The organism is Pseudomonas sp. Irchel s3h14, from assembly GCF_900187425.1.
Taxonomy (GTDB): Bacteria; Pseudomonadota; Gammaproteobacteria; order Pseudomonadales; family Pseudomonadaceae; genus Aquipseudomonas.
The window spans coordinates 109,700-123,621 of the sequence record NZ_FYDJ01000001.1; the positions used below are offsets into that span (position 1 = coordinate 109,700).

The 13,922-nt window shown below is 57.2% G+C and carries 11 protein-coding genes; 5 read left to right on the plus strand and 6 right to left on the minus strand.

Annotation, left to right across the window (positions count from 1 at the left end; translation table 11 throughout):
- Positions 1 to 33 precede the first annotated feature (33 nt).
- Entirely contained in the window at positions 34 to 2,346 is a 2,313-nt protein-coding gene (locus CKW16_RS00565; protein WP_095126810.1) for a CHASE2 domain-containing protein, read from the minus strand.
- Positions 2,347 to 2,364: 18 nt separating this feature from the next.
- Positions 2,365 to 3,351, minus strand: coding sequence for a FecR domain-containing protein (locus tag CKW16_RS00570; RefSeq protein ID WP_371918005.1), 987 nt, complete (start codon positions 3,349 to 3,351; stop codon positions 2,365 to 2,367).
- A gap of 493 nt (positions 3,352 to 3,844) precedes the next feature.
- Here CKW16_RS00570 and CKW16_RS00580 point away from each other — a divergent pair, with 493 nt between their 5' ends.
- Positions 3,845 to 4,564 carry a response regulator transcription factor gene (locus tag CKW16_RS00580; RefSeq protein WP_095126813.1) on the plus strand — a complete coding sequence of 240 codons (720 nt, stop codon included), beginning with the start codon at positions 3,845 to 3,847 and terminating at the stop codon, positions 4,562 to 4,564.
- A 72-nt stretch (positions 4,565 to 4,636) separates the two neighbouring features.
- Here the strand turns inward: CKW16_RS00580 and gyrB are convergent, their stop codons facing one another.
- Genes gyrB through dnaA form a run of 4 tightly spaced genes read right to left on the minus strand, consistent with a single transcriptional unit; the run spans position 4,637 to position 10,847 of the window.
- Positions 4,637 to 7,054: a DNA topoisomerase (ATP-hydrolyzing) subunit B gene (gyrB, locus tag CKW16_RS00585; RefSeq protein WP_074872220.1), complete on the minus strand. Its 2,418-nt coding sequence runs from the start codon at positions 7,052 to 7,054 to the stop codon at positions 4,637 to 4,639.
- A gap of 5 nt (positions 7,055 to 7,059) precedes the next feature.
- Complete coding sequence (recF, locus tag CKW16_RS00590) at positions 7,060 to 8,163, minus strand: DNA replication/repair protein RecF (protein WP_007969883.1); 1,104 nt, start codon at positions 8,161 to 8,163, stop codon at positions 7,060 to 7,062.
- A 20-nt stretch (positions 8,164 to 8,183) separates the two neighbouring features.
- Positions 8,184 to 9,287 carry a DNA polymerase III subunit beta gene (gene dnaN, locus CKW16_RS00595; RefSeq protein ID WP_008155702.1) on the minus strand — a complete coding sequence of 368 codons (1,104 nt, stop codon included), beginning with the start codon at positions 9,285 to 9,287 and terminating at the stop codon, positions 8,184 to 8,186.
- Positions 9,288 to 9,326: 39 nt separating this feature from the next.
- A complete protein-coding gene (dnaA, locus tag CKW16_RS00600; RefSeq protein ID WP_095126814.1) occupies positions 9,327 to 10,847 on the minus strand; it encodes a chromosomal replication initiator protein DnaA in 1,521 nt (506 codons plus the stop codon).
- Positions 10,848 to 11,414: 567 nt separating this feature from the next.
- Between dnaA and rpmH the strand changes: the two genes are divergently transcribed.
- From rpmH to yidC, 4 genes are read left to right on the plus strand one after another with little or no spacing between them, the layout of a single operon-like run.
- Positions 11,415 to 11,549, plus strand: a complete 135-nt coding sequence (rpmH, locus tag CKW16_RS00605) for a 50S ribosomal protein L34 (RefSeq protein WP_003213577.1) — start codon at positions 11,415 to 11,417, stop codon at positions 11,547 to 11,549.
- 16 nt (positions 11,550 to 11,565) lie between these two features.
- Positions 11,566 to 11,967 carry a ribonuclease P protein component gene (gene rnpA / locus CKW16_RS00610; RefSeq protein ID WP_031319201.1) on the plus strand — a complete coding sequence of 134 codons (402 nt, stop codon included), beginning with the start codon at positions 11,566 to 11,568 and terminating at the stop codon, positions 11,965 to 11,967.
- On the plus strand, positions 11,960 to 12,205 hold the full coding sequence (gene yidD / locus CKW16_RS00615; protein WP_074872215.1) for a membrane protein insertion efficiency factor YidD: 246 nt from the start codon (positions 11,960 to 11,962) through the stop codon (positions 12,203 to 12,205). The genes rnpA and yidD overlap by 8 nt, the downstream gene beginning before the upstream one ends.
- Before the next feature lie 2 nt (positions 12,206 to 12,207).
- Positions 12,208 to 13,893, plus strand: a complete 1,686-nt coding sequence (yidC, locus tag CKW16_RS00620) for a membrane protein insertase YidC (RefSeq protein WP_095126815.1) — start codon at positions 12,208 to 12,210, stop codon at positions 13,891 to 13,893.
- The last annotated feature ends 29 nt before the right edge of the window (positions 13,894 to 13,922 follow it).

Sequence of the window (13,922 nt, forward strand, 5' to 3'; positions counted from 1 at the left end):
CGGTTTTTTTATGCCCGTTGAAAAGCGTCTGGGTCACTCGCTCAATAGCGGTAACTGGATACTGAACGTCGTGCCTTGTCCCACCATGCTATGACAGGAAATCCTCCCGCCATGACGGTCCACCACCGCCTTGACCATGGACAAGCCCAGCCCCAGGCCGTCGCTGCCGTGAGCCGAGGTAAAACGCCGATACTGACTGAACAACTCGGGAAGTTCATCGACCGCAATCCCTCGACCCTGATCGGCGATCTCGCACAGAAGCCAACCCTCGGCACAACTCACCCGCACTGAGATCCGCGAGCCCGCCGGACTGTACTTGATGGCGTTTTCCAGCAGGTTGAACAGTGCCCGTGTCAGTAGCGATTGATCGGCCAGGACCAGCGCTTCAGCGTCTTCGTCGAGGTCATGCAGCAACTGAATGCTCTTCAGATGAGCGATGCTCGAGGCCTGGTCGAAGGTATCGAGCAACAACATCGCGAACATGCTCGGCTGAAACTGATAGGCCTCGGATTCGGCTTTTGCCAACAGCACAAAAGCCTCGGTCAGGTTCAGCGCTTTGCGCACTTGTAACTCGATCTGGCTGAACACTTGAATGTCGCCGGACACCTCATGCCGCTGAACATCGAGCAAGGCCAGAATCGCCGAGTGGGGAGCCCTGAGGTCATGGGACAAAAAGCGCAACAACACGGCTCGCTGTTCCTCGGCGTCGCGCTCGACACTCAAGTCAGTAAGGCTCAGTAGCCAGCCAATCACCGAATCGCCCTCGGCTGGCAACAGGGGTGCCAGGTCCAGACGCAGACTACGTGCCTGAGTGTCACGAAACTCCAGCGGCTCCAGGGTCGACAACGCAGATGGCATTCCGTTGGACGGCACCGGGTAACCCAGGTCGCTCAGTTGCTCGAGCATGTCCTCGCCCACCAGGCCACGACAAAACACCTCTCGAGCCTTGCGATTGGCCAGCAGAATGCGCCCTTGCGGATCGCTGATCAGCGTCGCCACCGGCAGGTATTCAAGTCCATCGGCAATGAAACGTCGGGTATCGCGGGTCCGGCTCATGGCCTGCTCTAGCGCGACGATTTGCCCTTGCAGCACATCACCGGCCGGGGCCTGGGTGCGACGACGTTCGGGAAAGACTTTTGGCTCGCTGTCCAGGCGCGCCAGTTCCCAGCCGAAATAGGCGAGCACCGCGTTCAGCCTTCGCCAATTCCAGATCAGGTAGCCCAACATCATCCCTAGCAGGCTCGCAGCCGGTGACCACCACCAGCCAAGCCGCATCAGTACACCCGAACCCAGTAGAGCGGCCGTCATTGCACCCAAAGTCAGCCATAGGGCGCGACGCGGACGCACCAACAGCAGGCCCAGCAACTCACCGACAATCACCACCGATAGCAACGCCGCCAAGCGCTGATCGAGAGCCACGATGTTGCGCTGTTGCAGCAGCCCGTTGAGGATATTCGCCTGAATCTCAATGCCCGGGGTGGTGCCGATGCTGGCCGATTGCGGTGTCACGTAGCGGTCGCCCAGGCCTGGAGCGGTCGAGCCGATCAGGATCAAGCGATCGCGCAACAACTCGGGCGGGACTTCGCCGCGCAATACGCTGACGTAGGGCACGCTGGGAAAGCCCGCGTCGGAACGGATGAAAGGAATCCGTATTTCGTGGGCTCGCTGCCAGCCTTGCGCCGATGGCAGAGCCGGGGTACCAGGCATCGGTACATTTCCCTTATCGGCAAGGGTTTCTTCGTACAGCAGCCAGGCCAGTTGCGGGCGGGGTTTTTGCGTCGGTCCTTCGCTTAAATACACGCTGCGTACAACTCCGTCGGCATCCGCTTCGGCATTGATGTGCCCGATGCCTTTGGCGCAATGGCTCAGCGCAGCCACCGGTTCAATTTCCCCCAAGGGTTGCCCATAACGTGCGACGCCTTCGCGCAACAGCGGCACGAAAACATTCCCGGCTCGACACGCCGCCTGAGCCAACAGCTGATCGTTGTCGGGATGGCTATCGGGCTCGCTGAAGATAACGTCGAACAGAACGCCTTTAACATTCGCGGCGCTGAGCCGATCCAGCAGTTGCGCGTGCATGGCCCGCGACCACGGCCATTGGCCAAGCTGCTGCAAGCTGTAGTCGTCGATCGTGACGATGAGTATTCGCGGGTCCACCGGCAGCGGACTCAGCCGGCGCAGGTTGTCGTACAGCAGATTGCTCAGGGTCAGGCCCTGGCTCATGGACAGCATCGCCGTCAGCGGCAACAGGATCAGACAGACCCACAGCCACTCGCGGACCATGCGCCGAAATAACCGCTGAGCCTGGGTCGGCTCGCGGTCATCCTTCCTTGGCCGTCTCTTCATCGGTCGTCGGCCAGGGTGCTATTGGACACGAGGGGTCCTGGGGTAATAGAAAATGTCATATACCCCGGTCTCTCCCTCTAACCCCTGAGCGTCGTAGGCCGACAGGCGAACATGGTAGAAAAACGCTTTCAGCCCGCTGAATTTGACCTCTGGTGTACTGGAAAACTGCTCTTGTTTGATGTCCATAAAGGCTGCGTCGGTAGCCACTTGCGCCCGATAACGTGTGGCCCCTTCAATGGGTTTCATGATCAATTGCCACACAGGCACATTACCCGTCTGACCGGCTTGCCCCAACAAACGCGGGGCAGGTAACAAGTCGATTGGCGTCAACGTGCCTTGTTTCTGAATACGCAAACCCTGACGGGCCATAACTTGGACCTCGTCAGCTTCAGAGCTCTGAGTCCGTTTGGCAGCCGACCGGGGAGGGCGGGAGTCCGACGTTTCCTCATCACGGTTGACCGCCACGTGTCCGTTCAGAACCTCCAGCAGCGCTTCGCCACCGTCATCGTTGCGCACCCGAAAGTGCGTGCCCCGAACGCCCAGTACACCGACCGGCGTGACGATCTGAAAGCGATCATGGTCGCTGGCACGTTTGATCACATACGACTCAACCTGCCCCTGCTCAAGAATGACCTGAGGGATCGAATGCTCTTCATTGAGGTGCAGGGTGATATGGGAACTGGAGGGCAACACCACCCGCGAGCCATCCCCCAGGGACAGGCTGACAAACGCCGAGGGCGAGGTTTTGACGCCTTCCTGTTCGTCGATCGACATACCTTCCTGCAGTGGCGTCTGCTTGCCCTTGGCGTCCAGTTTCCAGGCTTCGCCGGTCAGATGCTCGACAGTCGCCGGCAGCGGTTGTCCACGGCATTGTTGGTTTTCATCGATATAAGGCAGACGTTTTGCCGAAGCGACTGCTGCTGATGCACTCTGGGTGAATAATCCCATCAGGCCAGCAACCAGTAACAGACAGACACCCGAACGGCGTGGGAGCAATAAGGTCATGGGGTTCATGGATTGGCTTTTATGCTCTTATGAAAATCACGCCGGATAACGCACACAAGTATTTGACGCACGATACCTGACTGGACGCTCTGGCAGATAGCCATGGGAGCAAAGGACATGAGAGATGACACATCCTTGTGTCGGAACCGAGCAGGCACTCCGTGCGTTTTCCCCTGAACTGGAGACCGCCGAAAACCGGCGATCGACGGTCCTGCCAGGTTGGCTTGACGCTCCCTGCGTCGGAGCACATCCCAATGCCCCTGTGCCGCTCAGCGACGACGAATCTACCGGCAAAAGTGGCCTTGCGAGCCGATTCTCAATATTTGTTCAGAATTGGTCGAAGGCTAAAACATCCCATCGGCGAAGTGACACCAGCATAGCCATACTTGGGACCTTCGCAGCAATTCGTCACAATTGTTCAGATTCAGTCAATCAGCCTAAACTCCCGTAGGAATTTTTACTTTGCACTTACGAGATGAAGGAAACACTCGGCATGCGTGTCGCAATACTGGATGACGAGCCCGCCGAACTCCGCCGGGTGGAACAGACACTGCGACAGATCCCCGTCACGGGAGAGCAGGCGTGGACGCTGCATTGCTTCGAGCGGGGAGAGGACTTACTCCGGCAACTCCGGCGGGAGACCTTCGATCTGCTGATCCTCGATTGGCAGCTGCCTGATATCAGCGGCCTGGCATTGTTGCGCTGGACCCGTGAACACATGGACGTGCCACCGGCGGCGATCATGCTCACCAGTCGCGATACCGAAAGCGATATCGTCCAGGCATTGAACGCCGGGGCCGACGATTACGTGAGCAAACCGTTTCGTCCCAACGAGCTGATGGCTCGGGTCAGCGCAGTGCTTCGTCGGCATGGGCTGCAACGCGCGGCAGCCACCGAAATACTGACCTTCAATGACCTCGAATTCGACGACGCCGAACTCACCGTTACCCGTGCCTCCACCCCCATTAGCCTTACCGAACGGGAATACCGTCTCGCTCGCTGCCTGTTCGCCAATCTGGGCCGACCTTTGTCCCGTGAATACTTGTATGAGCGCTTTTGGACTCATGAAGAAATAGTCTCCTCACGCCCGCTAGACACTCATATTTATCGCCTGCGCAACAAGTTGGGCCTGACGGCTGATCGCGGTTGGCAACTGCTGACGATTTACGGGTATGGGTATCGGCTTGAGAGCGTGGCCACTGCTAGCGAATGACGACATTTCGACGATCAATAAAAAAGGCCAACGCTAAGCGTTGGCCTTTTTCGTTTTAGCGGTCCTGCCGGATCAGAAGTCCAGGTTGGAAACCGCCAGGGCGTTGCTTTCGATGAAGTCACGACGAGGCTCGACCGCATCACCCATCAGGGTGTTGAAGATCTGGTCCGCGCCAATGGCGTCTTCGATGGTCACTTTAAGCATCCGGCGCTGGCTTGGGTCCATGGTGGTTTCCCACAGCTGATCCGGGTTCATCTCACCCAGACCTTTGTATCGCTGGATGGTGTGACGCTTGGTGCTTTCGGCCATCAGCCATTCGAGGGCTTCCTTGAACTCGGTGACCGGTTTCTTGCGCTCGCCACGCTGGATATACGCGCCGTCGTCCAGCAAGGTGCTCAGTTGAGCGCCCAGAGAAACAACAGTCTTGTAATCGTTGCTGCCGAAGAAGTCGCGGTTGAACGTGACGTAGTTCGACAGGCCGTGGGAGATCAGTTCGACCTCAGGCAGCCAGACGTTACGTTCACGGTCTTCACGCAGGCTGGCTTTGTAGACCAGGCCGGACTTCTCGACGGTGCGCAGGCGAACTTCGTACTGGGCCATCCAATCCTGCATCGCAGCGTGATCGGACAATTGCTCCAGGCTAACGGCAGGCAGGTAGATGAAGTGCTCGGTCAGCTCCTGTGGGTACAGGCGCGACAGACGCTTGAGCGTCTTCATTACCAGACGGAAATCATTCACCAGACGCTCGAGGGCGGGTCCGGAAATACCCGGGGCTTCCTCGTTCAGGTGCAGGCTCGCATCTTCCAGGGCCGACTGCGTCATGTACTCTTCCATGGCGTCGTCGTCTTTGATGTATTGCTCTTGCTTGCCTTTCTTGACCTTGTACAGCGGTGGCTGAGCGATGTAGATGTAGCCGCGCTCGATCAGTTCTGGCAACTGACGGAAGAAGAAGGTCAGCAGCAGGGTACGGATGTGCGAACCGTCGACGTCAGCATCGGTCATGATGATGATGTTGTGGTAACGCAGCTTCGCGATGTTGTACTCATCGCGACCAATGCCACAGCCCAGCGCGGTGATCAAGGTGCCCACTTCTTGCGAAGAGATCATCTTGTCGAAGCGCGCCTTCTCGACGTTCAGGATCTTGCCCTTGAGAGGCAGGATGGCTTGGGTCCGACGGTTGCGTCCCTGCTTGGCGGAGCCGCCAGCAGAGTCACCTTCCACGAGGTACAGTTCGGAAAGGGCAGGGTCTTTTTCCTGGCAGTCAGCCAGTTTGCCCGGCAGGCCGGCGATATCCAGCGCGCCTTTACGACGGGTCATCTCACGGGCTTTACGCGCCGCTTCACGAGCGCGAGCCGCATCGATCATCTTGCCGACGACCAGTTTGGCTTCGTTCGGGTTTTCCAGCAGGAAGTCGGAGAAGTACTTGCCCATTTCCTGTTCGACCGCGGTCTTCACTTCGGAAGAAACCAGCTTGTCTTTGGTCTGGGAGCTGAACTTCGGATCCGGCACTTTTACCGAGATGATCGCGGTCAGGCCTTCACGGGCATCGTCACCGGTGGTCGCGACTTTGTGCTTCTTCGCCAGACCTTCGGCTTCGATGTAGGTGTTCAGGTTACGCGTCAGTGCGGAACGGAAACCCACCAGGTGAGTACCGCCATCGCGCTGTGGAATGTTGTTGGTGAAGCACAACAGGTTCTCGTTGAAGCTGTCGTTCCACTGCAAGGCGATTTCCACGCCGATGCCGTCTTCACGCTGGATGTTGAAATGGAACACCTGGTTGACCGGGGTCTTGTTGGTGTTCAGGTATTCAACGAACGCGCGCAAGCCACCTTCGTACTTGAACAGCTCTTCCTTACCGCTGCGCTCATCCTTGAGGACGATGCCGACACCGGAGTTGAGGAAGGACAGTTCACGAATCCGCTTGGCCAGGATGTCCCAGCTGAAGTGGATGTTCTTGAACGTCAGGTCGGACGGTTTGAAGTGAATCTGGGTGCCGGTGGTTTCGCTTTCACCGACGATTTTCATCGGTTCTTTTGGAACACCGTGAATGTAGGTCTGTTCCCAGATTTTGCCGCTGCGGCGAACGGTCAGGACCAGCTCTTCGGACAGGGCGTTCACAACCGACACACCTACACCGTGCAGACCGCCGGATACTTTGTAGGAGTTGTCGTCGAACTTACCGCCGGCGTGCAGCACGGTCATGATGACCTCGGCTGCCGAGACGCCTTCTTCTTTGTGCACGTCTACCGGGATACCACGACCATTGTCGCGAACGGTGATGGATTCGTCCGGGTGGATGATGATGCTGATGTCGTCGCAGTGGCCGGCGAGAGCTTCGTCGATCGAGTTATCGACCACTTCGAACACCATGTGGTGGAGACCGCTGCCATCGTCGGTGTCACCAATGTACATACCGGGACGTTTGCGTACGGCATCCAGGCCTTTCAGCACTTTAATGCTCGTTGAGTCGTACGTATTTTCTTCGCTCAATGCCTTCACTCCCGATGGTCGTGGGTCTGGGTGATACGGCCCTGTTCCACGTGGAACAGAGCGACTGGCGTTTCCGTCTGCCAGCCTTCCCTCAATAATTCGTGATCTACACAGGTGATAAACACCTGGCAGCGTAAGTCTTCCAGCAAGCGGCAAAGCGCGCGGCGGTGGTGCTCGTCCAGTTCGGACGGCAGGTCATCCACCAGATAAATACACTGGCCGCGTCGGGCCTGGCTGACCAAGTGCCCTTGGGCAATCCGCAATGCACAGACCACCAGCTTCTGCTGACCGCGAGACAAGATGTCCGCGGCGTTGTGTGCGCCCAATCTAAGACGCAAATCAGCGCGCTGTGGTCCGGCCTGGGTATGACCCATTTGCTGATCCCGCTGAAGGGACCCGGCGAGCACTGCACTCAGCTCGCGGTCTTTGTCCCAACCTCGGTAATAGCTGAGCGTTAAGCCCTCGAGCTCAACCAGTTCGCTCAAGGTCTGTTCAAAGACTGGTTTCAAGGCTTTGATATAAGCGCGGCGGTATTCATCAATTTCAGCGCTGGCCTGGCACAGTTCCCTGTCCCAAACCGCTTGCGAAACGGCGTCAAGTGTACCATGCCGCAGCCAAGAGTTTCTCTGGCGCAGGGCCTTCTGCAAGCGCTGCCAGGTGGACATGAATCGTGGTTCCACGTGGAACACGCCCCAGTCGAGAAACTGCCGGCGAATCTTCGGTGCGCCTTCCAGCAAGCGGAAGCTATCAGGGTTGATCAGCTGCAGCGGCAGGATTTCCGCCAGTTGTGCCGCGCTACGGGCGTTCTGCCCGTCGATGCGGATCTGGAACTCCCCTTGACGGTCGCGGGAGATCCCCAAGGCGCTGTGCCCACCCTCGGCCAACTCCACCTGCCCAAACACCGTACAGGCGAGCTGCTCGTACTGAATGACCGGTAACAGGCGGGTGCTACGAAACGAACGGGCAAGCCCCAGCAGATGAATGGCTTCCAGAACACTGGTTTTGCCGCTGCCGTTGGCGCCGTAAAGAATGTTGATTCGGGGGGAGGGGGAGAAGGTCACCGGGTGCAGATTGCGCACCGCGGTGACCGAGACGCGACTTAAGGACATCTAGCTTCTGCTGAGCATGATTACAGACGCATCGGCATGACAACGTAAGCCGAGTCGTCGTTGTCAGACTCTTGCACCAACGCACTGCTGTTGGAGTCGGACAGGATCAGGCGAACCTGCTCAGTCGTCATGACGCCCAACACGTCCAGCAGGTAGCTCACGTTGAAGCCGATTTCCAGATTGCCGCCGTTGTACTCGACGCCCACTTCTTCTTCCGCTTCCTCCTGTTCCGGGTTGTTCGCCTGGATCTTCAGCTGACCATTGGCCAATTGAAGACGGATGCCGCGGTACTTCTCGTTGGACAGAATCGCGGTACGGCTGAACGCTTCACGCAGGGCCTGACGATCGCCGAGGACCAGTTTGTCGCCACCTTTCGGCAGAACACGCTCGTAGTCAGGGAATTTGCCGTCGACCAGTTTCGAGGTAAAGGTGAATTCGCCAGTGGTGGCGCGGATGTGGTGTTGACCCAGAACGATGCTGACGATGCCGTCCGGTTCGGTCAGCAGACGCGCCAGCTCAAGGATACCCTTGCGCGGCACGATCACCTGGTGACGATCAGGCTGACCGATATCGGCCTTCATCGAGCACATGGCCAGACGGTGACCGTCGGTGGCCACGGCGCGGATGATGCCTTCGGAAACTTCCAGCAGCATGCCGTTGAGGTAATAACGCACGTCCTGCTGGGCCATGGCGAAGCTGGTGCGTTCGATCAAACGGCGCAGTTTGCTTTGCTCAAGGCTGCACGTCAGCGAGCCGGGGCCTTCTTCCACAGTCGGGAAGTCATTGGCCGGCAAGGTCGACAGGGTGAACCGGCTACGGCCGGCCTTCACCACGAGCTTCTGCTCGTCGACCTTGATGTCGATCAGCGCATCGTTCGGCAAGCTCTTGCAGATATCCATCAGCTTGCGCGCAGGCACAGTGATGGAACCTGGATCGGCAGGCTCTTCGAGTTGTACACGACCGACCAGCTCGACTTCCAGGTCGGTACCGGTCAGCGACAATTGCTGGCCTTCGACAACCAGCAGCACGTTGGAGAGCACCGGCAAGGTCTGTCGGCGCTCGACGACGCCTGCGACCAGTTGCAGGGGTTTCAACAGGGCTTCGCGTTGAATGGTGAAATGCATGGTCTAGTCCCTTGCCTTAATAAGCTGCGCTGGTGTTCATCAAGTGGTCAGTGTACGCAGCAGGTTCTTGTAGTCCTCGCGGATGTCCGCGTCGGATTCCTTAAGTTCGTTGATCTTGCGGCAGGCGTGCAAAACAGTCGTGTGGTCCCGGCCGCCAAACACATCGCCGATTTCCGGCAGGCTGTGGTTAGTCAACTCTTTGGACAATGCCATTGCAACCTGACGCGGACGTGCGACCGAGCGTGAACGACGCTTGGACAGCAGGTCGGAGATCTTGATCTTGTAGTACTCGGCGACCGTGCGCTGAATGTTATCCACAGAGACCAGTTTGTCTTGCAGCGCCAACAAGTCTTTCAGGGATTCGCGAATCAGCTCGATGGTGATGTCGCGGCCCATGAAGTGCGAGTGGGCGATCACGCGTTTCAGCGCGCCTTCCAGCTCACGGACGTTGGAGCGAATACGCTGGGCAATGAAGAACGCCGCGTCATGGGGCAGATCGACTTTGGCCTGATCGGCCTTTTTCATCAGGATCGCCACGCGGGTTTCCAGCTCCGGCGGCTCGACGGCTACCGTCAGGCCCCAGCCGAAGCGGGATTTGAGGCGTTCTTCAAGGCCTTCGATTTCTTTCGGGTAGCGGTCACTGGTGAGAATGACCTGCTGGCCACCTTCAAGCAGGGCGTTGAAGGTGTGGAAAAACTCTTCCTGGGAACGTTCTTTACGGGCGAAGAACTGAATGTCATCGATCAACAACGCATCCACCGAGCGGTAGAAGCGCTTGAACTCGTTGATCGCATTCAGCTGCAGGGCCTTGACCATGTCAGCCACGAACCGCTCGGAATGCAGGTACACAACCTTGGCATTCGGATTCTTCTTTAATAGGTGGTTACCCACCGCGTGCATCAAGTGGGTTTTACCCAAGCCGACGCCACCATAAAGGAAGAGCGGGTTGTAACCGTGCTTGGGATTGTCCGCCACTTGCCAGGCCGCAGCCCGGGCCAGTTGGTTGGACTTGCCCTCGACGAAGTTTTCGAAGGTGAAGGTGCGGTTCAGGTAGCTGGTGTGCTTGAGCGCACCTTCGACCTGCACCGTACGCTGTTCGGCGCGAATCGGAGCTTGTTGCGAACTGGCCCCGGCCATCGGGTCGAAGCTGTCGCGCGATGGCTCTTCATTAACCTCGGCAACTTTTTGCGTCGCTCGCTTGGTCGGAGCGGTTACCTGGGCTGGCGCCGGGGCGCTGACAGGTGCTTGAGCGGCCTGAGCCTGTGAAGCAGCGGCGGCCAACGGAGCATTCGGGGCGGCACGTGGTGCCGAACTGCGTTTGCTGCCTATTAATAAGGACAGCGCCGGCGCCATGCCATTGCCATGCTCATCCAGCAGTTCAAGGACGCGGCCCAGGTACTTTTCGTTGACCCAGTCGAGAACAAAACGATTCGGTGCGTAGACACGCAACTCGTCGCCTTCGGCTTCGACCTGTAGTGGACGGATCCAAGTGTTGAATTGTTGGGCAGGCAGCTCATCGCGCAAAAGCTCCACGCACTGCTGCCAAAGTTCCACTGACACGGATATCCCCTAAGTTGAAAGCCGGTGAGGCAAAAACAAGCCGCCATTGTAGCCGACCAAGCCCCGACTTATCCACACGAAGGTTGTGCACCGGCCATGAAGAATCAGTGATTTATACGAAAAAAAGACGACCAGCGGTCTGTGTATAAGCTCTGTGGATAACCGGGTCTAAGGTCGTTGTACAAGTGGGGGGGAAACTCGGTGGATAACCACCCTGTGGATAAGTACCCCTTTCACACACAGCTTATCCGACAGCGCAGCACAGGGTTACCACCGTTTTCCACCGTAGTTGTCATTCTCTGTACATCACGACTTTAAAGGGCTGATGGCAGTTATCCACAGATGATCGTGTCCCTAGCTTTTATAAGCTTTACAGAAAAGCTTTAAATACTTTCCTTCTTAATTTCTATATCTAGCCAGGGAGCTCGGCAGGAAAAACGTCTGGAGATCTATTTATAAGGAAACGCTGGTTGGAAATTGACCTAGAGGCTTGCTTTCTCTAGAATCCCCGGTCTCTTAAAACGGGGGCCATTCCGGCCCGTTGTGGACGAACCAGGTAACACGACAATGAAACGTACTTTCCAACCAAGCACTATCAAACGCGCTCGTACCCACGGTTTCCGTGCTCGCATGGCTACCAAGAACGGTCGTGCCGTTCTGTCGCGTCGTCGCGCCAAAGGTCGTGCGCGTCTGGCAGTTTGATAAGCCGGCACTGGAGGTGAGTCAGGACTTCAGTCGGGAAAAGCGTCTGCTTACTCCCCGGCATTTCAAGGCAGTCTTTGACTCCCCTACCGGCAAGGTTCCGGGGAAAAATCTCCTGCTCCTTGCGCGCAACAACGATCTTGATCACCCCCGTCTCGGGCTGGTTATCGGGAAAAAGAGCGTAAAGCTCTCCGTCGAGCGCAATCGCCTCAAACGTCTGATGCGCGAATCGTTCCGTCTGAACCAGGACTCACTGGCCGGCTGGGACATCGTTATCGTCGCGCGCAAAGGTTTGGGTGACGTAGAAAACCCCGAATTGATTCAGCATTTCGGCAAACTCTGGAAGCGTCTGGCACGCAGCACGCCGGTACCAGCAGTCAAAACCGAAACTGTAGGGGTAGACAGTCCCGATGCGTAAACTGGCACTCGTTCCGATCCAGTTTTATCGCTATGCCATTAGTCCTCTGATGGCCAGTCACTGTCGTTTCTACCCCAGTTGTTCCTGCTACGCGTATGAAGCCATAGAAAATCATGGCCTTCTGCGCGGTGGCTGGCTGGCCTTTCGTCGTTTAGGTCGCTGTCATCCGTGGAATCCCGGTGGTTATGACCCGGTTCCATCTATCCCTACCTCCCGTTCTTCTTCGATGGCCGAGTAATCATGGATATCAAACGCACGATCCTGATCGTCGCCCTGGCAATCGTGTCCTACGTTATGGTTCTTAAATGGAACCAGGACTATGGCCAGGCTGCCCTGCCGACTCAGAATGTTGCTTCCAGTACTACCGCACCGGGCCTACCGGACGCGGCGACTGGCAATAATGCTTCTGTCAGTGACGACATTCCACGCGCCGCAAGCGATACCAGTGCAACTGCACCTGCTGAAACTCCAGTAGCTGCAAGCAAAGACCTCATCCAGATCAAAACGGATGTGCTCAACCTGGCAATCGATCCACAAGGTGGTGATGTTGCGCAGTTGACGCTGCCGCTGTATCCACGTCGCCAGGACCATCCGGAAATTCCATTCCAGTTGTTCGATAACGGCAACGAGCGGACTTATCTGGCTCAGAGTGGCCTGATCGGCACCAACGGTCCGGACGCCAGTCCTGCCGGTCGTCCGGTTTACTCCTCGGAGAAGAAGATTTACCAACTGGCTGACGGTCAGGACCAATTGGTCGCGGACCTGAAGTTCAGCAAGGACGGCGTCAACTACATCAAGCGTTTCACATTGAAACGTGGCCTGTATGACGTAACCGTTTCCTACCTGATCGATAACCAGAGCGCTCAGCCTTGGTCCGGTGCAATGTTCGCGCAATTGAAGCGTGATGCCAGCTCCGATCCTTCTTCCAGCACCGCCACCGGCACCGCGACTTACCTGGGCGCCGCCCTGTGGACAAGTAACGAGCCGTACAAGAAAGTGTCGATGAGCGACATGGACAAGGCTCAGCTGAAAGAAACCGTTAACGGTGGTTGGGTTGCATGGTTGCAGCACTACTTCGTGACCGCGTGGATTCCGGCGAAAGGCGAGAACAACCTCGTCCAGACCCGTAAAGACAGCAAAGGCAACTACATCATTGGCTACACCGCACCGGCAATGACTGTCGCGCCAGGTGCAAAAGCCGAAACCAGCGCTGTTCTATACGCCGGTCCGAAAAGCCAGGCTGTGCTGAAAGAGTTGTCCCCAGGTCTGGAACTGACCGTCGACTACGGCATTCTGTGGTTCATTGCCCAGCCAATCTTCTGGCTGCTGCAACACATCCACGCGCTGGTCGGTAACTGGGGCTGGTCGATCATCTTCCTGACCATGCTGATCAAAGGGATCTTCTTCCCGCTGTCGGCTGCCAGCTACAAATCCATGGCGCGCATGCGTGCAGTGGCACCGAAACTGGCGGCGCTGAAAGAGCAACATGGCGACGACCGGCAGAAAATGTCGCAATCCATGATGGAGCTGTACAAGAAAGAGAAGATCAATCCGCTGGGTGGTTGCTTGCCAATCCTCGTGCAGATGCCGGTTTTCCTTTCGCTGTACTGGGTTCTGCTGGAAAGCGTTGAAATGCGCCAAGCGCCGTTCATGCTGTGGATTACTGACCTGTCGATCAAGGATCCGTTCTTCATTCTGCCGATCATCATGGGCGTAACCATGTTCATCCAGCAGCAGTTGAACCCGACTCCTCCGGATCCGATGCAGGCCAAGGTGATGAAGCTGATGCCAATCATCTTCACCTTCTTCTTCCTGTGGTTCCCGGCTGGTCTGGTGCTGTACTGGGTAGTGAACAACGTTTTGTCGATTGCCCAACAGTGGTACATCACGCGTAAGATCGAAGCAGCTACCAAAGCAGCTGCCTGATTTACACTGTGAATAACCACTCAAAACGC

Coding starts and splice junctions, on each gene's coding strand:
- rpmH (WP_003213577.1), top strand. CDS start 11,415: ATGAAACGTACTTTCCAACCAAGCACTATCAAACGCGCTCGTACCCAC.
- CKW16_RS00580 (WP_095126813.1), top strand. CDS start 3,845: ATGCGTGTCGCAATACTGGATGACGAGCCCGCCGAACTCCGCCGGGTG.
- dnaN (WP_008155702.1), bottom strand. CDS start 9,287: ATGCATTTCACCATTCAACGCGAAGCCCTGTTGAAACCCCTGCAACTG.
- recF (WP_007969883.1), bottom strand. CDS start 8,163: ATGTCCTTAAGTCGCGTCTCGGTCACCGCGGTGCGCAATCTGCACCCG.
- CKW16_RS00565 (WP_095126810.1), bottom strand. CDS start 2,346: ATGAAGAGACGGCCAAGGAAGGATGACCGCGAGCCGACCCAGGCTCAG.
- CKW16_RS00570 (WP_371918005.1), bottom strand. CDS start 3,351: ATGACCTTATTGCTCCCACGCCGTTCGGGTGTCTGTCTGTTACTGGTT.
- yidC (WP_095126815.1), top strand. CDS start 12,208: ATGGATATCAAACGCACGATCCTGATCGTCGCCCTGGCAATCGTGTCC.
- yidD (WP_074872215.1), top strand. CDS start 11,960: ATGCGTAAACTGGCACTCGTTCCGATCCAGTTTTATCGCTATGCCATT.